Here is an 18405-nt window from a genome sequence, read left to right as displayed (position 1 = left end):
GGTGTCGGCCCCGGCACGGTCGGGCCTATTCTCCCGACCGTGCCGAGACCACAGGGATTCAGTTACACGCAGCGCGCCGACGGCAGCGTCACGATCAGCCACGCGGGACGCGACGCCGGGGTGCTGCGGGGTGCGCGGGCGGAGCGGTTCCTGGCCGAAGTGACGTCAGGGGACGCCCAGTTGGTCATGGCCCGCTGGACCGGCAACTACCGCCGGGGCAACGAACGCCGAGCCCGCGCCCACCCGCGCAACCAGCACTGACGAAGCGCCGCAGCAGGGTCAGAGCGCCTGCGCCGCCGGCTTCACCATGCCGCGTACCGTGCGCGACTTCACGAAGTCGCCCAGCGCCGTCATCTCCCACTCGCCCGAGAACTGCTTGATGAGCTTCGCCATCATCACGCCGGTCTGCGGCTCCGCGCTCGTCAGGTCGAAGCGGACCAGCTCCTCGCCGGACGCCGCGTCGATGAGGCGGCAGTACGCCTTGGCGACCTCGGTGAACTTCTGGCCCGAGAACGAGTTCACCGTGAAGACCAGGCCCGTGACGTCCTGCGGCAGGCGGCCCAGGTCGACGACGATCACCTCGTCGTCGCCCGCGCCCTCGCCCGTGAGGTTGTCACCGGAGTGCTTGATCGCGCCGTTCACGATCGAGAGCTTGCCGAAGTAGCAGCTGTCGACGTGATTGCGCTGCGGCCCGTACGCGATGACCGAGGCGTCCAGGTCGATGTCCTTGCCGCGGAAGGCGGGCTCCCAGCCGAGACCCATCTTGACCTGGCTCAGCAGCGGCTTGCCGCCCTTGACCAGGGACACCGTCTGGTTCTTCTGGAGGGAGACGCGGCCCTTGTCGAGGTTGATCTTTCCGGCGCCGGGCGCGGGCGCCGCCGGAGCGGCGGCCGGGGACGCGACCGGCGGCGGGGGCGGGGCGAGGCGCGGGTCGACCGGCGGGGTGGTGGGCGCGGGCATCGCGGCGGCCGGGGTGGCCGCCGGGGCCGCGACGGGCGGCGCGGCAGGGGCTGCGGCGGGCGCGGCCGGTTCCTCGACCGAGACGCCGAAGTCGGTGGCGATACCGGCCAGCCCGTTCGCATAGCCCTGGCCGACCGCGCGGGCCTTCCACGCGCCGTTGCGCAGGTAGACCTCGATGATGACCAGCGCCGTCTCCGTGCCGAGCTGCGGCGGCGTGAACGTGGCCAGGACCGAGCCGTCGTCCGCGTTGCGCACCGTGGCCGTGGGCTCGATGCCCTGGAACGACTGGCCGTCGGCGTCCGGGCTCGCCGTGACGACGATCTTCTCGATGCCCGGCGGCACGGCAGCCGTGTCCACCGTGATCGAGTCGGGGCTCGCGCCCCCGCCCGACGTGTACGTCACGCCGGGTCCCGCGGGCTGGTTGTAGAAGATGAAGTCGTCGTCCGAGCGCACCTTGCCGTCGGCGGTGAGCAGCAGGCCCGATACGTCGAGCCGCACGGGCGCCGAGACGTCGACCGCCACACGCTGCGCCGTGAGCGGGATGTTCGAACCTGGGGTCATGGCTGTCATGCCAGAGGTAACGAGCGGCTCCGCTTTACCGTTCCCTTACCCAAGACTTTTTCTTACGGGCCTCGCTTGCGGCGCCACCGGTTAGGCGGCACGCAATGCGAGAGTTTCTGGCGTGAACCTGCACAAAAGCTCCTATAACGGCTCCCCGTCGGACGATCCCACGACCGCCGAGGGCGTCGCCGACGCGGGCGACCTCGGATACAGCAAGGCCCTCAAACCACGTCACATCAGCATGATCGCGATCGGTGGCGCGATCGGTACGGGGCTCTTCCTCGGGGCGGGCGGGAATCTCGCCAAGGCGGGTCCCGCGCTGGCGATCGCGTACGCGGTGTGCGGGGTCTTCGCGTTCTTCGTGGTGCGGGCCCTCGGCGAACTCGTCGTGCACCGCCCCTCGTCGGGCTCCTTCGTGAGCTACGCGCGTGAGTTCCTGGGCGAGCAGGGCGCGTACGTCGCGGGGTGGATGTACGTACTGAACTGGGCGACCACCGGCATGGCCGACATCACGGCGATCGCGCTGTACGTGCACTACTGGTCGATGTTCTCGTCGGTCCCGCAGTGGGTGCTCGCGGCGATCGCGCTCGCGATCGTGCTCACCGTGAACCTGATCTCCGTGAAGAGCTTCGGCGAGATGGAGTTCTGGTTCGCCATCGTCAAGGTCACCGCGATCGTGGCGTTCCTGCTGATCGGCGTCTTCTTCCTCGCCTCGCGCGAGGAGATCGCGGGCCTCACTCCGGGCCCCTCGCTCATCAGCGACCACGGGGGCTGGTTCCCGATGGGCGTGCTGCCCGTCGTCCTCATCACGCAGACGGTGCTCTTCGCGTACTCGGCGGTGGAGATGGTCGGCGTGACGGCGGGCGAGACGGCCGATCCGGCGACGGTCGTGCCGAAGGCCGTGAACTCGATCATGTGGCGGGTGGGCATCTTCTACGTCGGGTCGATCGTGATGCTGACGCTGCTGCTGCCGTGGACGGCGTACTCGGCCGACCAGAGCCCGTTCGTGACGGTCCTGTCGAAGATCGGGGTGCCGGCGGCGGGCGGCATCATGAACCTGGTCGTGCTCACGGCCGCGATGTCGTCCCTCAACTCCGGCCTGTACACGACCGGCCGCATCCTGCGCTCCATGGCGATGGCGGGCTCGGCGCCCTCCTTCACCGCGCGGATGAGCCGCAGTCATGTCCCGTACGCGGGCATCCTGTTGACGTCGACGGTGGCGCTGCTCGGCGTCGCGCTGAACGCGTGGCTGCCCGAGGACGCGTTCGGGATCGTCACGAACGTCGCCTCCCTCGGCGTCATCTCCACCTGGTCCATGATCATGATCTGCCATCTGGTGTTCGTGCGGCGGGCCAAGCAGGGACTCGTCCAGCGGCCCGCGTTCCGGCTGTGGGCCTCGCCGTGGATCGAGCTGACGACGATCGCGTTCCTGCTCGCGGTGATCGTGATGATGTGGTTCGACACGGACGGCGCGGGCCGCGACACCGTGCTGCTGCTCGTGCCCGTCGCGCTCGCCCTGGCGGGCGGCTGGCTCGTGGTCCGGCGCCGGGTGCACCGGATCGCCGCCGAGCGGGAGGCGCCGCCGGTGGACCCGCTGGGGTGACTCCTCCCTGCGATCCTGTTCACTGGCTCTCGGCGGATCCCGGTCGGATTCTCCGGAACCCTGCGCGGCGCGCCCGTGTCGCGGAGATCATCAGGACGAGAGCGTGCGGCGGGAGGAGTTCGATGGACCGGTTCGAGTTCGGGGAGTACCGGGCGGTCGCGCTGCTCGGGGAGAACGGCGCGGGCCGGGCCTACCTGGCGCGCGCGGGCTCGGGGCCCCTCGTCGTGGTGAAGACGCTGGACCCCGGGCTCCCCGACGAGCCCGCGCTCCGGGAGCGGCTGCGGCACGAGGGGCGGGCGGCGCGCACCGTGCACGGCCCGTTCACGGCGGCGGTGCTCGACGCCGGCCCGGACGCGGAGCCGCCGTGGCTGGCCGCCGAGTACTGCGCGGGGCCGTCCGTCTCGGAGGCGGTGGCCGGTCTCGGCCCGCTCGCGTCCGACGACCTCGCGGCGCTCGGCGCGGCCCTCGCCCTGGCGCTCACCGCCATCCACACGGCGGGTCTGGTGCACCGGGGCCTGAAGCCCGCGAACGTCCTCGTCACCCGGGAGGGCCCCCGCGTCCTCGACTTCGGCAGGCCCGCCCCGGGCCACGGTGAGCTGGTCGGCTCCCCCGGGTTCCTGGCGCCCGAGCAGATCACGTACGCGACCGAGCCCGCCGCCCCCTGCGACGTGTTCGCACTCGGCGCCCTGCTCGTGCTCGCGGCGACGGGCCGCAACCCGCACGGCGCGGGCACCGCGCCGAAGATCGTGCACCGGACGCTGCACGAGCAGCCCGACCTGGTCGGCCTGCCGGACGCGGAGTGGGCCGGTTTCCTCGCACTGTGTCTCGCGAAGGAGCCCGGCGCGCGCCCGACCGTCCCCGATGTCCTGGCCTGGTGCGGCGCCCGCGCCGCCGACCGGCCGTGGTGGCGGGGGCCGGATGCGGGCGCGCTGATCGACACGCACGAGGAGTCGGTGCGGCAGCGGATCGCGGAGGCGCAGGAGGAGGCCGAGGCGGCGCGCACGGGCACGCCGATCAAGACGTACTGGGGGCAGTGAGGGCCCCCAGTACGTCGGTGGTCAGCGCTGGCGCTTCCAGGGCCCGGTGATCGCCAGCATGATGCCGGGCGTCTGGATGTTGGCGTACAGGGTGTGTCCGTCGGGCGAGAACGTGACGCCGGTGAACTCGCTGTACGAAGGGTCCTCCGCGGTGCCGATGTTCAGTTCGTTGCGCGCGATCGGGTAGGTGTTGCCGCGCTCGGTCGCGCCGAACAGGTGCTGGATGCCCTCGCCGTCCTCGGCGATGACCAGACCGCCGTACGGGGAGACGGTGATGTTGTCGGGTCCGTCGAAGGCACCGTCCCCTGACGCGTCGTCCGGGTCGGCGTTGACGCCGAGGAGGACCTTCAGGGTCAGCGTGCGGCGCTTGGGGTCGTAGAACCAGACCTGTCCGTCGTGCGCGACGGGGCTCTCGTCACGGGCGAAGGAGGCGACGACGTAGGCGCCGCCGTCGGCCCACCACATGCCTTCCAGCTTGCGGGCGCGGGTGACCTCGCCGTCCTTGAACTGCTTGCGCGTGGAGACCGTCTTGGCGTCGCGGTCGGGGACGTCCACCCAGTCCACGCCGTAGACCGTGCCGGTCTTCGTGGCGCGGGACAGGTCGTCGACGAACCGGCCGCCGGAGTCGAAGCACTTGAAGGCCTGCAGCACTCCCGCGTCGTCGGCGAGGGTGCGCAGCTTGCCGCGGCCGTGGTGGAAGCCGTGCGGCGGGACCCAGCGGTAGAGCAGGCCGTTGGGGCCCGAGGCGTCCTCGGTGAGCAGGAGGTGGCCGCGCTTGGGGTCGACGACGACGGCCTCGTGGGCGTACCGGCCCAGCGCCTTGACCGGCTTGGGGGCGCGGTTGGCCCGGCGGTCGGCGGGGTCGACCTCGAAGACGTAGCCGTGGTCCTTGGTGAAGCCGTTCTTTCCGGCCTTGTCCTCGGTCTCCTCGCAGGTCAGCCAGGTGTCCCACGGGGTGTTGCCGCCCGCGCAGTTGGTGGCGGTGCCGGCGATGCCGACCCATTCGGCGACCTCGCCGCCGCGGCGCACCTCGACGACCGTGCAGCCGCCGGCCGCCATGGGGTCGTAGACGAGGCCCTCGGTGAGCGGCACCGGGTGCGGCCAGTCGGCGCGGGCGCCGGCCAGCTCGTGGTTGTTGACGAGGAGCGTGGTGCCGCGCGGGCCCTCGAAGGTGGAGGTGCCGTCGTGGTTGGACGGCGTGAACTCGCCGGACTCCAGCTTGGTCTTCCCGCTGTAGGTGATGACCTTGTACGAGAATCCGGCGGGCAGCGCGAGGATGCCCTTGGGGTCGGACTTCAGCGGGCCGTAGCCGGCGCCGTGGTGTCCGCCGTGGTGCCCGTGCCGGTCCTCCGCGGCGTCCGTGGCGACGTCGGTGGCGGCGAGCGCGCCCGGCGCGGTGGCGAGGGCGCCGACGGATCCGGCCAGGGCGATGCCCGCGCCGGTGGCCGCGGAGCGTCTGCTGAAGTCCCTGCGAGTGAGTGACATGGTGGCTGTCTCCTGCTGACGGTGTGACGGAGGCGGGGCCGGGTGGGGAGGGGTCGCGGACCCTGTTGCGGCCACACGTTCTCGCTCGCGTATAAACGGCGGTTGAACACCGTCCGACGTCGAGGGGCCCGCTTCCATGACTTCCGTGAACCTTCCGCAGTCCGGCCGCCGGGTTCTGGTGAGCGGCGCCTCCCGGGGGCTCGGGCGGGCGCTGGCCCGGGCCTTCGCGGCCAACGGGGACCGGGTCGCCGTGCACTTCGGGTCGCGGGAGGAGGAGGCGCGGGCCACGCTCGGCTCGCTCGACGGCGACGGGCACGTCCTGGTCGGCGGCGACGTCTCCGACGCGGCGGGCGCGGCGTCCATCGCGGAGCGGGCGGCCGAGGGCCTCGGCGGCATCGACGTCCTCGTGAACAACGCGGCCGTGAACCTGCCGCACCCGCCCGCGACCACCTCGTACGAGGAGTGGTCGGAGCTGTGGCAGAAGCACGTGGCGGTCAATCTGCTCGGTACGTCGAACCTGAGTCACCTGGCCGCACACCGCATGATCGAGCAGGGCACGGGCGGCCGGATCGTCAACGTCGGCTCACGCGGCGCCTTCAAGGGCGAGCCCGACCACCCCGCTTATGGGGCGACGAAGGCCGCCGTGCACGCGCTCGGGCAGTCCCTCGCCGTCGCCCTCGCGCCGCACGGGATCGGGGTGGCCTCGGTGGCGCCCGGGTTCATCGAGACGGAACGGGTGGCGCACCGACTCACCGACGAGGTGCGCGCGCAGAGTCCGTTCGGCCGGGTCGCCTCGGCGGACGAGATCGCCGGTGCCGTGCTGTGGCTGGCGTCGCCCGGGGCACAGTGGGCCTCGGGAACCGTGCTGGACCTCAACGGCGCCTCGTACTTGCGCACCTGAGAGCACCGGACAGCGCTGCCGGGAGACGACGGGCCAATCTTCGTAAAGAAGATCAATAGGTACACCTCGTAACCAAAACCGATATTTCACGCGGAACGCCTTGACCACCCTGCCGCGCGGCAATAGACAAGGCCCTACGTGCATCACCGCATCACCGCATCACCCGCCAAGGGGGTGGCGAGCCGAGTGGACGCACGCCAGGCACGCGATCTCCATGAGAGCCGGCTGATGAAGCTGGCCAATGTCACCGGAGTCGGCACCGGGAGGGACGAGCACTCGGGCGCGGACGTGATCGTCGTCTTCGTCACCCGGAAAGTGCCCCGGAGCCGGCTCGGCGCACACGACGCGGTTCCCGAGGAGCTCGACGGGGTGCCGGTACGCGTACTCGCGATCGGCGGGATCCACGCCCAGCAGGACCCCAGCGGCGCGGACGACGAGCTGTAGGGATCCCGCACTCAGGCGAAAGTCAGGGGAAGAGGTGGTCTGGCGTGAGCCAGCCCGAATTGATGCGAGGACCCGCCGGCGGCCAGCTCGGCGACAGCTCCCGTCAGCAGGCGACCAGTGACTTCCTGCGGCGCGAGGCACCGCTGGCGAACGTGGTCGGCTTCGGCCACGGCGTGAAGTGGATCGACGGGGAGCCCACGGGCGAGCCCGCCGTCCTCGTCCTCGTGACCCAGAAGGTGCCCGAATCACTGCTGCCCGAACGGGATGTGATTCCACGTCAGATGGATGACGGCACCCCGACCGACGTCGTGGCCGTCGGCCAGATCTCCGCCCAGCGCCGGCAGTCCAGGCCGTCCGGCACGCGCGCCGAGGAAGGCGTCACCTACCTGCCCGACGGTGGCGCCTCCCAGCAGTTCGCCGGCTTCGGCCAGCCGCGCCTCGAGGAGCTCGGCGGACTGGCGGCCTTCGAGCCCCAGGTCCTCGTCCGCCGCATGCGGCCGTGCCCCTCGGGCTTCTCCGTCGGGAACGTGGCCGTCACCGCGGGCACCCTGGGCAGCGTGGTCTACGACTTCCTGCCGGGTGCGACGGTGGACCCGCCGGGCCCCGGGCTCGGCACCCCGGCGAAGTTCTACATCCTGTCCAACAACCACGTCCTCGCCGACTCCAACCGGGCGCGGCTGGGCAGTGTGATCGTGCAGCCGGGCACGTTCGACGGCGGCACGAACCCCGCCGACCGCATCGCGACGCTGTCCCGGTTCATCACCATCCAGTTCGCCCCGCAGACACCGCTGGACCAGCAGAACAACGTGGTCGACTGCGCGCTCGGCGAGGTCCAGTTCCAGGACGCGACCCGCGAGCAGTACTTCAGCGGCGCGCCGCGCGCCTGGCGTCGTAAGGCGAATGTCGCGGTCGGCGACCTGTTGAAGAAGTCGGGCCGTACGACGAACGTGTCCTTCGGCCGGATCATGGCCGTCGACACGACGATCGACGTCAACTACGGCACGGCCGGCACGGCCCGGTTCAAGGACCAGATCCTCACCACGAACATGTCGGCGGGCGGCGACTCCGGGTCCCTGGTGACCTCGCTCGACGATGTCGCGGTCGGTCTCCTGTTCGCCGGTTCGTCGCAGGTCACGGTCTCCAACCACGTCGAGAACGTCCGCGCGTTGCTGCGCGTCGAGCTCTCCGAGCAGCTCGCCTGACACCCGAACCTTCGAAGGGAGGCCGGTCCATGACCACTCAGGCACGCAAGCAGAAGGGCCAGTCCCGCGGCGAGCACCGCTTCCACAATCCGCAGGGGGCGGAGGTCAAGACGCGCGACGAGGCGTTCGCCGCGCAGCAGGACACGTCCGCGGAGGCCGTCTCGGTCGACTGCAAGCTGGAGCTCAGCAACGGTTCGATCACCTTCGCCATCAAGGCGAGGATCAATCCGAACACGCACCCCTACGTGGTGACCGGCGGCCAGATCACGTCCGGTATCTGCGGCGCCCCGTGGGACATCACGGGCGGGTTCATCGGCGACACGCTCCGCATCGACGCGAAGCGGTCGGGCCAGGGTTCCTGCGCCAACACGATCACCGTGGTCGGCGAGTACCAGAACCCGCCGGCGTACCGGGGCACGTACGGCTTCGACGGGGCGACGTCCTCGTTCAAGCACACGACGCGGTACCTGTGCTGACTCACGCATGAGTCGGTACCGAACTCCCGCTTCAACAGCGGGAGTTCGGTATCCGCGCGCGTGGGTCAGCCCTGCGCCGAACGGGCCTTGAAGGCTGCCTTACGTGCTTCCTTGGCCACCTTCTTGTCGGGGTGCAGGCGGCCCATCGCCTCCAGCACGTCGGCCGTGGCGGGGTGCTCCACGCGCCACGCAGCAGAGAAGAACCCGCTGTGCTGCGCGGCAAGCCCCTCGACCAGCGCCTGCAACTCGTCCGAGTTGCCCTCGAGGGAGAGCTGCGCGGCGATCGTGTCGACGGTCAGCCAGAAGACCAGGTCCTCCGAGGGCGCGGGCACGTCCGCCGCGCCGTGCTCGGCGAGCCAGACCCGGGCGAGGCCACCGAGTTCGGCGTCGTCGAGGACCTCGCGCAGGGCCGGTTCGGCTTCCGGGCCGACCAGCGAGAGTGCCTGCTGGCAGCGGAGCCGGCGCAGCGGCGCACCCTCGTCCGCGCCGCGCGCGGCGGCGAGCAACTCCCGTGCGGCGGCCAGCGGTTCACGCCGGGCGAGCCACTGCTCGATCTCGGCCTGCGCGGCCGCCTGCGGGAACGTGGACGTGGCGCCGAGGAGCACGTCCGCGCCCTTGTCGACGAGGTCGCCGACGGCCGGCGCGTCCACCCCGGCCTCCAGCATGCGGGCCCGGACGCCGTACAGGCCGAGCGGGGTGAGCCGCACCATGCCGTACCGGGAGACGTCGGACTCGTCGATGCTGTCGGCGGGATCGGCGACCGGCTCGTCGGCGGCGGCCATGAGTGCCTCGTCGACCGGCTGGAACTCCACGAGACCGACCGGGTCGAGCAGCCGGAACTGGTCGTCGAGCCGCATCATCGCGTCCGACACCTGCTCCAGGATGTCGTCGGTGGGCTCCCCCATGTCGTCGGGGACGATCATCGACGCGGCGAGCGCGGGCAGCGGGATCGGCCCGTCCCCGGCGCCGCCCTCGGTGACGGTCAGCAGGTACAGATTGCCGAGCACGCCCTCCAGGAACTCGGACTCCGCCTCGGGGTCCCAGTCGAGCTGCGAGAAGTCGATCTCGCCGCCCTCCTCCATGGCGTCCACGAGGTCCTCGAGGTCGGGCACGCTCGCGTCGGCCAGCACCGTGTCGAGCGCGCCGAGCCACAGGCCGAGCACGTCGGCGGGGCCGCCCGAGGTGAGGGCGGCGAGCTCCTCGCCGACGGCGACGGTGCCCTCCTCCTCGTCCACGATCTCCACCAGGCCGGTGTCGACAGCGATGCGCCAGGCCTCGTTCGCGTAGGCGGCGCCGTCCTCGTCGTCGGTCAGGCCCAGCTCGGCCGCGGCGGCGGGCAGCTGCTCCTCTACGAGTTCGCCGCCGGCGCCGACCCGGGTGCCGGGCCCGGCCCAGCGGGCGAGCCGCGCCGCGCGGGACAGCAGGGGGGTGGCAAGGGCGTCCCGCGCCAGCTCCGCCTCGGCGGGCAGCCGGACCGGGGGCAGGGGGGAGCTGTCTGACATCGGCTGATTCTCCTCAGGGCATACGGTGCGACCGCTCAGCCTAGACGGATTTGACCCTTTGCTGCCCGGTTCATGTACCCGTCAGGTTTCGGACGCCCCGAAGACACCCGCGAAACCTTGACAACTCCCCCGCGCAGGAAAGAGATTGACGCGCGTAGAAAGCCGTAGAAAGCCACCCCCTCGTCCCGGCGCTCGCCACTCGCACGTCCCCGGAGGGATCCCTTGCCCAGCAAGTCCGCTCACCCTGTGTTCTCCCGCTCCCGCCTCGCCGCGCTCGCCGTCACGACCGCCTGCTGCGCCACGTACGCCGTGGTCGTCACGGCCCCCGCGCACGCGGCCACGGTCGCCATCCACGACATCCAGGGCGCCACCCGCACGTCCCCGCTCGCCGGCCAGCAGGTCACGGGCGTGGCCGGCGTGGTGACCGGGGTCAGAACGTACGGCTCGTCCCGGGGTTTCTGGTTCCAGGACACGAAGCCCGACGACGACCCCGCCACCAGTGAGGGTGTCTTCGTCTTCACCAGCTCCGCACCGACCGTGAAGGTCGGCGACGCGGTGACGGTCACGGGCACGGTGTCCGAGTACGTGCCCGGCGGTGCCTCCACCGGCAACCAGTCGCTCACCGAGATCACCAGGCCGACGGTGACCGTGGTCTCGTCCGGCAACCAGGTGCCGGTCACGACGATCAGCGCCAAGTCGGTGCCCGCCGCGTACGCGCCCGCGGGCGACCCGGCGGCGAACGGCTCCGTCAACGGCCTGACGCTGCGCCCGAAGAAGTACGCCCTCGACTACTACGAGTCCCTGGAGGGCCAGAATGTACGGATCGGCGCCTCCCGGGTCGTCACCGCGAGCGACGCGTACGCGGAGCTGTGGGTCACGGTGAAGCCGCGGGAGAACGCGACCGCGCGCGGCGGCACCCGGTACGGCTCGTACACCTCGCAGAACACCGGCCGGCTGCAGATCCAGTCGCTCGGCGCGGTCGCCGACTTCCCCGCCGCCGATGTCGGCGACGTCCTGTCCGGCAGCACCGAGGGCCCGCTCGACTTCAACCAGTTCGGCGGATACACCCTGGTGGCTCGGGAGTTGGGCACGCTGAAGCAGGGCGGGCTCACCCGCGAGACGACTCGCGCGCAGAAGTCGGGCGAGCTGGCCGTGGCGACGTACAACGTGGAGAACCTCGACCCGACCGACGCCACCTTCGAAGAGCACGCGGCGGCGATCGTCGACAACCTGAAGTCGCCCGACATCGTGTCCCTGGAGGAGATCCAGGACAACAACGGCGCGAAGGACGACGGCACGGTCGCCGCCGACGTGACGGTGACCGAGCTGATCGACGCGATCGTCGCGGCGGGCGGACCCCGCTACGACTGGCGCTCCATAGACCCGGTGAACGACCAGGACGGCGGCGAGCCCGGCGGCAACATCCGCCAGGTGTTCCTGTTCAACCCCGAGCGGGTGTCGTTCACGGACCGCGCGGGCGGCGACTCCACGACGGCCGTCGGCGTGACCCGCGCCCACGGCAAGGCCGCGCTCACCGCCTCCCCCGGCCGGATCGACCCGGCGAACGAGACCGCCTGGAAGAACAGCCGCAAGCCGCTCGCGGGCGAGTTCACCTTCCGCGGGAAGACCGTCTTCGTCATCGCCAACCACTTCGCGTCGAAGGGCGGCGACCAGGGCCTGACCGCGCAGTACCAGCCGCCCGCGCGCAGCTCGGAGACCCAGCGGCACGCGCAGGCGACATCGGTGAACTCCTTCGTGAAGGACGTCCTCAAGGTCCAGAAGAACGCCGACGTCATCGCGCTCGGCGACATCAACGACTTCGAGTTCTCCGGTACGGCGCAGCGCCTGGAGGACGGCGGAGCGCTCTGGTCGGCGATCAAGTCGCTGCCGAGGAGCGAGCGTTACACCTACGACTACCAGGGCAACAGCCAGGTCCTCGACCAGATCCTGATCAGCCCGTCGATCCGGAAGAAGGACGCGTTCCGGTACGACAGCGTGCACATCAACAGCGAGTTCCACGACCAGATCAGCGACCACGACCCGCAGGTTCTTCGCCTGCGTCCGTAAGCGTTCGAGGCCCGGCTCTCCCCCGGCTCTCAAGGGAAGACCGAGGCCAGCCAGTCGCTCCAGGCGTTCTGGTTGCGCCGGGCGTCGGCGCCCGGGGTGAAGTCGTGGATGCTGATGCCGAGCGGGGCGCCCCAGGGCCCGCGACCGAAGATCCGGTAGAAGGCGTCGTCGGTGCGCAGGCCGATGAAGTACGCGTTGCGGTAGTCGAGTACGACGTCCAGGGTCCGCCCGAACGGGCCCTGGGCGCGTACGCGGGCGCCCTCGGTGGCGTCGTCGGGCAGGCACAGCGCCCGGGCGACGACGGTGAGCGCCTCGCGGGTCACGGAGCCGACGGGGCCGTTCACGGTGGTGAAGGCGACCGGGCGGCCCACGAAGTACGTCACGTACTGGCGCAGGGTGTGCATGTAGAAGTCGGTGTGCTTGGCGACGCCCTCGTAGAGCTCGTCCCAATTGTCGGTGAAGACGCCGCTGTGGACGTAGCGGACCCGGGCGCGACTGCCGCCGTTGCGGGGCTCGATCCGGTAGTCGAGCTGGTTGAGGGTCTGGAACGGGGGCAGCGCGGCCGGGTCCCTGGACCGGACACCGAGCCGGCGCGGCGGGTCCCAGACGGTGAGCACGGTGTTGTACGGCCCCGCGCCGCCCTGCTTCGGCTCGTACTTCATGGGCCACAGCCAGCCGCCGGTGCCGCTCGTCACGGCGTCCCAGACCTGTTCGGGGCCCGCGCCGACCTCGAACAGGCGCGATATCTCGAACTCCTTGCCGCCGCTCTCGCTCATGTCTGCGATCCCTCGCCCCTCGCTGTGCCGAGCCGCGCCAACTGGCTCTGGAACCAGTCGAGTCGGGCCTGCAGCAGAGCCGCCTCCGCGACCAGTTCCGGCATCCCCGCGGGCCCGGCGCCCGGCGCCGTGCGCACCGTCAGCCCGTCCCCGGCGAGCCGTGCGAACGCCTCCGGGGTCCAGCGCAGCCGACGGCCCACGCAGCCGCCGCACGCCGCTTCCAGGACGCGGTGTCCGCCCCGGCCCCATCCGGCGTCGGCCAGCACGGAGGTCGCGGCCCCGCACGGGCACGGGCCGACGGTCGCGGTGCGCACCCGCTGCCGCGCGTACCGGAAGCCGTGCTCGAAGCGGATGTAGGAGCCGAGGACGGAGACCTCCAGGAGGACGGCCCTGCGGTGCTCGGCGTGGACCAACAGCCCCTCGGCGACCCGGCGTTCGTGCAGACAGTGGAAGCCGCAGTCGCAGCGCCGGTGCGGAGCGCTGTGCCGGCGCCCGTAGACGCAGCGCGCCTCGTCGAGCACGCGGTAGGGCGCGGTCGCGCCGAGCGAGACGCCCAGGAAACCGGCGCGCCCACCGTCCGCGTCGAGCACGGGGTGGGCGATCTTGTATCCGGTGGGCGGCTCCGTCGGGCGTTCCTCGGGGAGCCGCGGCCTCATCGGACGGCCGGGACCTCGACGGGTTCCGGCAGCTCGTCGACGGACACCTCGGCGCTCAATTCCCGCTCCGGCGGGGTGACTTCCCGTACTTCTGTGTCCTGCGGCGCTTCTTCGGCGATTCCGGTGGCGAGTGCTTTGCCGAGCCTCATGGTGCCTCCCCTGAACGGCCTTCGGCGATCCGGTCGCGGGTCACCGGCCTCTCATGGTGGCGCATCTCCGACGTTTTGGCACCCGTGCTTTCGCCGTCGGCGACGACGAGCAGCGCGTACTGGTCGGCCACCACCGCCTCGGCCACGGTGACCGCCCGCTCCGCCGCGGACCGCAGCTCCGCCCGCGCGTGCGACGGCCGCGCCCGGCGCCGGCGGCGCCACCAGGTCTCACCTGCCGCGTAGATCCCGCCGGCGCACATCACGACAGGCATGGCCAAGGCGATCGCCAGGTCTCGCACCATCAACCCCTTATGAACTGACCAACACCTTCTGCGCTGTTCACCGGATTCCGGCCGACTCGCCTGAAGGCTCCCTCCAGGCCAAGAAACGACGAGAAAGTCCGGAAGACACTCCTTGTCCCCCGAACCCTTCAGCGCTGCTCCGCGATACCTCGTAGCAGATTTAAGTGGAGCTTCACGGTGGGGCCGCCGACACTGCCCTCATGAGCGATACGAACTTCGGCCGCGCCCTGTGCGCGATGGTCACGCCCTTCACCGAGGCCGGCGACATCGACCTGGACGCCGCGCGCGAGCTGGCCGACCGGCTCGTGACCGAGGGGTGCGAGGGGCTCGTGCTGTCCGGCACGACCGGCGAGTCCCCGACGACGACGGACGCCGAGAAGGCGGAGCTGGTGCGCGCGGTGCGCGAGGCGACGGACGGGCGGGCGGCCGTCCTCACCGGCGTGGGCACGGCCGACACCCGCCACACGCTCGACCTCGCCCGCCAGGCCCAACAGGCGGGCGCCGACGGCCTGTTGGCGGCTCCCCCGTACTACAGCCGCCCGCCGCAGGACGCCGTCGAAGCGCACTTCCGCGCGCTGGCGGACGCCACGGACCTGCCGGTGATGCTGTACGACATCCCCGCCCGCACCGGCACCCGCATCGAGCCGGACACGCTGCTGCGGCTCGCGGAGCATCCCCGGATCGTCGCCGTGAAGGACTGCGCCTACGATCTGCTCGGCACGCAGAAGGTCATGGCGGCGACGGACCTGGCCTACTACACGGGCTGCGACGAGTACGTGCTCGCGCTGTACGCGCTGGGCGGCGCCGGCCATGTGTCGACCGTGGCGAACGTGGTGCCCGGCGCCTTCCGGGCGATCGTCGACGCGTACGACGCGGGGGACACGACCGCGGCCGCCCGACACCAGCAACGCACCATTCCGCTCACGGAGTTGATGATGGGCTCAGAGCTGCCCGGAACCGTCACCGTGAAGGCCCTCCTGGCCGCGCTCGGCCTGCCGGGCGGCGGAACGGTCCGGGCGCCGCTGCGGCCCGCCTGCCGCGATGCGGTCGACGGGCTGCTCGCGGCGTACGAGGCGCTGGTCAGCGCGGCGTGAACCACGGTTCCCGGCGGCCCGGCCAGTCGGCCGACGCCTCGCGGGAATCGCTCAAGAGGGAGCGGCCCGCCCCGGATCTCCCCGGCGCGGGCCGCTCTCCTCTGCTGACGTGCGGCAGCCCTAGTTGTGGCTGTGCAGGACCTCGTTCAGCCCGCCCCACACCGCGTTGTTCGGGCGGGCCTCGACAGTGCCGGTCACCGAGTTGCGGCGGAAGAGGATGTTCGAGGCGCCGGAGAGTTCGCGGGCCTTGACGACCTGTCCGTCGGGCATGGTCACGCGGGTGCCCGCGGTGACGTAGAGACCGGCCTCGACCACGCACTCGTCGCCGAGCGCGATACCGACGCCCGCCTCGGCGCCGACGAGGCAGCGCTCGCCGATGACGATGCGGACGTTGCCGCCGCCGGAGAGCGTCCCCATGGTGGAGGCGCCGCCGCCGATGTCGGAGCCGTCGCCGACGACGACGCCCGCGGAGATGCGGCCCTCGACCATCGAGGTGCCGAGGGTGCCCGCGTTGAAGTTCACGAAGCCCTCGTGCATGACCGTGGTGCCCGCCGCGAGGTGCGCGCCGAGGCGGACGCGGTCGGCGTCGGCGATGCGCACGCCCTTGGGGGCGACGTAGTCGGTCATGCGCGGGAACTTGTCGATGGACGTGACCTGGAGGTGCAGGCCCTCCGCGCGGGCGTTGAGCCGCACCTTCTCGACGTCGTCGACGGCGACCGGGCCGAGCGAGGTCCAGGCGACGTTGGCGAGGAAGCCGAACTGTCCGTCGAGGTTCAGGCCGTGCGGCCGCACCAGCCGGTGGCTGAGCAGGTGCAGGCGCAGGTAGACGTCGTGGGCGTCCAGCGGCTTGTCGTCGAGGGAGCCGATGACCGTACGTACGGCGATGGTCTCCACGCCACGGCGGGCGTCCGGGCCGATGGCCTTGGCGGCGCCTTCGCCGAGCAGCTCCACGGCCTTCTCGGCGGAGAGCTTCTCGGTACCGGCCGGGCCGGGCTCGCTGTTCAGGGCGGGCGCGGGGAACCAGGTGTCGAGAACGGTGCCGTCGGCGGTGACAGTGGCAAGGCCGGCGGCGACGGCGCCGGTGGAACGAGTAGCAGTCGTGTCGGTCATGGGGCCCAACCTAATCGGCGGGCCCCTCATCAAGCGAACCAGCGGGGACGGCGTCTCAGGTGCCGGGCGCCGCCCCGCGCCGCACAGGAAGCGCGCGCGGTCCTACGGGATCAGCCGCGCCAGCGTCTCCCGGGCGTACCCGGCGTCGTACTCCCCGCCGGTGAGCAGCACTTGCAGGCAGATCCCGTCCATCAGGGCGACCAGCGCGCGGGCGGTGACCGGGTCGGTGCGTTCGGCGAGGGGACCGGCGAGTTCCTGGCACCACTCGGCGGCGACGGGCCGCAGCGCGGGGCGCCGCAGGGCCGCCAGATACAGCTCGTACTCCAGCTCCACGCCCACCCGGTCGCCGGCCAGCCATTCACCGAGCAGTCCGGCCAGTTCCCCGGCGAGGTCGACGGCCGGGTCCTGGAACGCGCCGCGCGCCGCGACGACCTTGGCGAACCCCTCGTTGGCCTGCCGCAGCGCGGCCACCATCAGCTCGTCGAGCGTCTTGAAGTGATAGGTGGTCGAGCCCAGCGGCACATCGGCCTCGGCGGCGGCGCTGCGGTGACTGAGCCCGGCGATGCCCTTCTCCCCCACCACCCGGATCGCCGCGTCGATGATCCGCTGGCGCCGCTCGGGGTCGTAGCGCCGCGGCATCAGTGCGCCCCGCCCAGGTTCAGCAGCACGACGCCGCCGATGACGAAGACGATCCCGGCGATCTTCGCCGGGCTGAGGCCCTCGCCGAGGAAGATCATGCCGATCGCGGCGATGACGGCGGTGCCGGCACCGGCCCAGATCGCGTACGCGGTACCGATCTGCACGGTCTTCAGGGTCTGCGCGAGCAGCGCGAACGCGATCACGTAGCCGGTGACGGTGATCAGCGAGGGCCAGAGCCTGCTGAACCCCTCGCTGTACTTCATGGCCGTGGTGGCGGCCACCTCCGCGGCGATGGCGCCGGCCAGCAGGACATATCCCATGCGTACGAGTGTACATATCGTTGCGTACGACCGTACACAAATCCGCGGGGCCGGGCTCAGGGACCAGTCATGCCACGTACGCGACCGCTCCCCGCTCGCGCACCCGCACGGCCCGGTCCACCACCCGCCGCTTCAGATGGGCGGCGCGCCGCAGCCCTGCCACCTTGCGGTACCGCGCCAGCTCCGCCGGGTCGGGGCGAACGGCCCCGGCCGGCTCGTAGCCACGCGAGACGAGCCGCCTGCCCAACGCCGCGTCGCAGAGCCGGATCTGATCGGGCGTCAACCGCGTCGTCCAGGTCCCGGCCCGCGACACGTCCAACTCGCCGCGCGTGTGCGCGTGCCACGTCTTGCGGGCGGGCACCGCGACCCCGGCGAGCCGGTAGGGCTCGCTCATCTCAGGAACGTAGGCCTCCCCCAAGAAGGCGCAGATTCCCCGCAGTTGGGCCTCCGGGTCGGCGACGAGGTCCTCGAACCGCACCTCGTGCCAGCGCGCGCCGCCGAGCACACCACTCCAGGTGTCGGCCACGTCCATCACCTGGGCCCACGTCGCGACGGCCTCGTGGAAACCGCTGTGCCACCACGGCATCCGCAGCAGCGAGCCGACGCAGTCCCGCCCGTCGCGCACCACGTGCACGAACTGCGCGTCCGGGAAGAGCCGCAGGATCTCCCCCACGTGCAGCGCGTACGCGGGCCGCTTGTCGCCCCAGCGCACCTTGCCGTGCTCCTGCGCGTACGCCCGCAGCACGGCGCCGAGCGCGGAGCCGAGGGTCGGGGGCGCCTCCGTGACGGCCCGCTCCACAGCGTCCGCGGCGAGGCCCAGCTCGTGGAAGCGGGTCGCCTCGCGCCGGGTGATCCACGCGCCCAGCGCGGCGCGGTTGCCCTGCTCCCGCAGATCGCCGAAGCCGAGCCGCTCCCGGTAGGCGGGCAGCACGAACCGGGTCTCGGGCGGCAGCGCGATCCGCGGGTGGGCGTGCAGCATCAACTGCAACAGGGTCGTCCCCGACCGGGGACACCCCACGACGAAGACGGGTCGTACGGGATCGAGGTGACTCACCCCGCCAGGCTCACGCCCGCTGCTGAGCGCGCCCTTGCAGCCACCTGAGAATCCCGTACGAATCCGG

Annotated in this window: 20 protein-coding genes; 9 read left to right on the top strand and 11 right to left on the bottom strand. The window is 71.6% G+C overall.

Translation table 11 applies throughout. From position 1 onward, the window contains the following. Positions 1 to 39 precede the first annotated feature (39 nt). Entirely contained in the window at positions 40 to 261 is a 222-nt protein-coding gene (locus AB0J02_RS15345) for a hypothetical protein (RefSeq protein ID WP_363194129.1), read from the top strand. Between the two features lie 18 nt (positions 262 to 279). Here the strand turns inward: AB0J02_RS15345 and AB0J02_RS15340 are convergent, their stop codons facing one another. Continuing rightward, positions 280 to 1521: a TerD family protein gene (locus tag AB0J02_RS15340; RefSeq protein WP_363194128.1), complete on the bottom strand. Its 1242-nt coding sequence runs from the start codon at positions 1519 to 1521 to the stop codon at positions 280 to 282. A gap of 127 nt (positions 1522 to 1648) precedes the next feature. Here AB0J02_RS15340 and AB0J02_RS15335 point away from each other — a divergent pair, with 127 nt between their 5' ends. Beyond that, positions 1649 to 3124, top strand: a complete 1476-nt coding sequence (locus AB0J02_RS15335; RefSeq protein ID WP_363194255.1) for an amino acid permease — start codon at positions 1649 to 1651, stop codon at positions 3122 to 3124. A 122-nt stretch (positions 3125 to 3246) separates the two neighbouring features. Then, complete coding sequence (locus AB0J02_RS15330) at positions 3247 to 4161, top strand: protein kinase (protein ID WP_363194127.1); 915 nt, start codon at positions 3247 to 3249, stop codon at positions 4159 to 4161. A gap of 21 nt (positions 4162 to 4182) precedes the next feature. Here AB0J02_RS15330 and AB0J02_RS15325 read toward each other — a convergent pair whose 3' ends face one another. After that, positions 4183 to 5646, bottom strand: coding sequence for an alkaline phosphatase PhoX (locus AB0J02_RS15325; protein WP_363194126.1), 1464 nt, complete (start codon positions 5644 to 5646; stop codon positions 4183 to 4185). A 136-nt stretch (positions 5647 to 5782) separates the two neighbouring features. Here AB0J02_RS15325 and AB0J02_RS15320 point away from each other — a divergent pair, with 136 nt between their 5' ends. From AB0J02_RS15320 to AB0J02_RS15305, 4 genes are all read left to right on the top strand, one after another. Beyond that, on the top strand, positions 5783 to 6547 hold the full coding sequence (locus tag AB0J02_RS15320) for an SDR family oxidoreductase (RefSeq protein ID WP_363194125.1): 765 nt from the start codon (positions 5783 to 5785) through the stop codon (positions 6545 to 6547). A 228-nt stretch (positions 6548 to 6775) separates the two neighbouring features. Then, a complete protein-coding gene (locus AB0J02_RS15315) occupies positions 6776 to 6991 on the top strand; it encodes a hypothetical protein (RefSeq protein ID WP_363194124.1) in 216 nt (71 codons plus the stop codon). 44 nt (positions 6992 to 7035) lie between these two features. Then, a complete protein-coding gene (locus AB0J02_RS15310; protein ID WP_363194123.1) occupies positions 7036 to 8193 on the top strand; it encodes a hypothetical protein in 1158 nt (385 codons plus the stop codon). Positions 8194 to 8222: 29 nt separating this feature from the next. Next, positions 8223 to 8669 (top strand): hypothetical protein, encoded by a 447-nt coding sequence (locus tag AB0J02_RS15305; RefSeq protein WP_363194122.1) that lies wholly within the window; start codon positions 8223 to 8225, stop codon positions 8667 to 8669. A 65-nt stretch (positions 8670 to 8734) separates the two neighbouring features. Here the strand turns inward: AB0J02_RS15305 and AB0J02_RS15300 are convergent, their stop codons facing one another. Next, entirely contained in the window at positions 8735 to 10171 is a 1437-nt protein-coding gene (locus tag AB0J02_RS15300; protein ID WP_363194121.1) for a hypothetical protein, read from the bottom strand. A 222-nt stretch (positions 10172 to 10393) separates the two neighbouring features. Between AB0J02_RS15300 and AB0J02_RS15295 the strand changes: the two genes are divergently transcribed. Beyond that, positions 10394 to 12238, top strand: a complete 1845-nt coding sequence (locus AB0J02_RS15295; protein WP_363194120.1) for an endonuclease/exonuclease/phosphatase family protein — start codon at positions 10394 to 10396, stop codon at positions 12236 to 12238. 29 nt (positions 12239 to 12267) lie between these two features. Here the strand turns inward: AB0J02_RS15295 and AB0J02_RS15290 are convergent, their stop codons facing one another. From AB0J02_RS15290 to AB0J02_RS15275, 4 genes are read right to left on the bottom strand one after another with little or no spacing between them, the layout of a single operon-like run. Beyond that, the gene (locus AB0J02_RS15290) at positions 12268 to 13014 is read right to left on the bottom strand and encodes an SRPBCC domain-containing protein (RefSeq protein WP_363194119.1); all 747 of its coding nucleotides are present in this window, start codon (positions 13012 to 13014) and stop codon (positions 12268 to 12270) included. Next, positions 13011 to 13670, bottom strand: a complete 660-nt coding sequence (locus tag AB0J02_RS15285) for a hypothetical protein (protein ID WP_363194118.1) — start codon at positions 13668 to 13670, stop codon at positions 13011 to 13013. Before AB0J02_RS15285 ends, AB0J02_RS15290 begins: the two co-directional genes overlap by 4 nt. Beyond that, entirely contained in the window at positions 13667 to 13819 is a 153-nt protein-coding gene (locus AB0J02_RS15280; protein WP_363194117.1) for a hypothetical protein, read from the bottom strand. Before AB0J02_RS15280 ends, AB0J02_RS15285 begins: the two co-directional genes overlap by 4 nt. After that, positions 13816 to 14121: a hypothetical protein gene (locus tag AB0J02_RS15275; protein WP_363194116.1), complete on the bottom strand. Its 306-nt coding sequence runs from the start codon at positions 14119 to 14121 to the stop codon at positions 13816 to 13818. The genes AB0J02_RS15280 and AB0J02_RS15275 overlap by 4 nt, the downstream gene beginning before the upstream one ends. A gap of 200 nt (positions 14122 to 14321) precedes the next feature. Here AB0J02_RS15275 and dapA point away from each other — a divergent pair, with 200 nt between their 5' ends. Continuing rightward, positions 14322 to 15215 (top strand): 4-hydroxy-tetrahydrodipicolinate synthase, encoded by an 894-nt coding sequence (gene dapA, locus AB0J02_RS15270; RefSeq protein ID WP_363194115.1) that lies wholly within the window; start codon positions 14322 to 14324, stop codon positions 15213 to 15215. 120 nt (positions 15216 to 15335) lie between these two features. On the opposite strand, the gene dapD is transcribed toward dapA, so the two are convergent. From dapD to AB0J02_RS15250, 4 genes are all read right to left on the bottom strand, one after another. After that, the gene (gene dapD, locus AB0J02_RS15265; protein ID WP_363194114.1) at positions 15336 to 16325 is read right to left on the bottom strand and encodes a 2,3,4,5-tetrahydropyridine-2,6-dicarboxylate N-succinyltransferase; all 990 of its coding nucleotides are present in this window, start codon (positions 16323 to 16325) and stop codon (positions 15336 to 15338) included. Positions 16326 to 16427: 102 nt separating this feature from the next. Continuing rightward, positions 16428 to 16964, bottom strand: coding sequence for a TetR family transcriptional regulator (locus AB0J02_RS15260; RefSeq protein ID WP_363194113.1), 537 nt, complete (start codon positions 16962 to 16964; stop codon positions 16428 to 16430). Then, positions 16964 to 17284 (bottom strand): multidrug efflux SMR transporter, encoded by a 321-nt coding sequence (locus tag AB0J02_RS15255; protein WP_363194112.1) that lies wholly within the window; start codon positions 17282 to 17284, stop codon positions 16964 to 16966. The genes AB0J02_RS15260 and AB0J02_RS15255 overlap by 1 nt, the downstream gene beginning before the upstream one ends. 67 nt (positions 17285 to 17351) lie before the next feature. Beyond that, positions 17352 to 18338, bottom strand: a complete 987-nt coding sequence (locus AB0J02_RS15250) for a sulfotransferase (protein ID WP_363194111.1) — start codon at positions 18336 to 18338, stop codon at positions 17352 to 17354. Positions 18339 to 18405: the final 67 nt, after the last annotated feature.

It is taken from the genome of Streptomyces sp. NPDC050264 (genome assembly GCF_040655895.1).
Taxonomy (GTDB): Bacteria; Actinomycetota; Actinomycetes; order Streptomycetales; family Streptomycetaceae; genus Streptomyces.
The sequence above is the reverse complement of the archived record's forward strand: the minus strand, read 5'-3'. Positions and strand labels throughout refer to the sequence as shown.

What these genes read in the sequence shown, in the direction of transcription:
- AB0J02_RS15280 (WP_363194117.1), bottom strand. Translation starts at nt 13,819, where the DNA reads ATGAGGCTCGGCAAAGCACTCGCCACCGGAATCGCCGAAGAAGCGCCG.
- AB0J02_RS15300 (WP_363194121.1), bottom strand. Translation starts at nt 10,171, where the DNA reads ATGTCAGACAGCTCCCCCCTGCCCCCGGTCCGGCTGCCCGCCGAGGCG.
- AB0J02_RS15290 (WP_363194119.1), bottom strand. Translation starts at nt 13,014, where the DNA reads ATGAGCGAGAGCGGCGGCAAGGAGTTCGAGATATCGCGCCTGTTCGAG.
- AB0J02_RS15315 (WP_363194124.1), top strand. Translation starts at nt 6,776, where the DNA reads ATGAAGCTGGCCAATGTCACCGGAGTCGGCACCGGGAGGGACGAGCAC.
- AB0J02_RS15285 (WP_363194118.1), bottom strand. Translation starts at nt 13,670, where the DNA reads ATGAGGCCGCGGCTCCCCGAGGAACGCCCGACGGAGCCGCCCACCGGA.
- AB0J02_RS15275 (WP_363194116.1), bottom strand. Translation starts at nt 14,121, where the DNA reads ATGGTGCGAGACCTGGCGATCGCCTTGGCCATGCCTGTCGTGATGTGC.
- AB0J02_RS15340 (WP_363194128.1), bottom strand. Translation starts at nt 1,521, where the DNA reads ATGACCCCAGGTTCGAACATCCCGCTCACGGCGCAGCGTGTGGCGGTC.
- AB0J02_RS15255 (WP_363194112.1), bottom strand. Translation starts at nt 17,284, where the DNA reads ATGGGATATGTCCTGCTGGCCGGCGCCATCGCCGCGGAGGTGGCCGCC.
- dapA (WP_363194115.1), top strand. Translation starts at nt 14,322, where the DNA reads ATGAGCGATACGAACTTCGGCCGCGCCCTGTGCGCGATGGTCACGCCC.
- AB0J02_RS15330 (WP_363194127.1), top strand. Translation starts at nt 3,247, where the DNA reads ATGGACCGGTTCGAGTTCGGGGAGTACCGGGCGGTCGCGCTGCTCGGG.
- dapD (WP_363194114.1), bottom strand. Translation starts at nt 16,325, where the DNA reads ATGACCGACACGACTGCTACTCGTTCCACCGGCGCCGTCGCCGCCGGC.
- AB0J02_RS15325 (WP_363194126.1), bottom strand. Translation starts at nt 5,646, where the DNA reads ATGTCACTCACTCGCAGGGACTTCAGCAGACGCTCCGCGGCCACCGGC.
- AB0J02_RS15305 (WP_363194122.1), top strand. Translation starts at nt 8,223, where the DNA reads ATGACCACTCAGGCACGCAAGCAGAAGGGCCAGTCCCGCGGCGAGCAC.
- AB0J02_RS15260 (WP_363194113.1), bottom strand. Translation starts at nt 16,964, where the DNA reads ATGCCGCGGCGCTACGACCCCGAGCGGCGCCAGCGGATCATCGACGCG.
- AB0J02_RS15320 (WP_363194125.1), top strand. Translation starts at nt 5,783, where the DNA reads ATGACTTCCGTGAACCTTCCGCAGTCCGGCCGCCGGGTTCTGGTGAGC.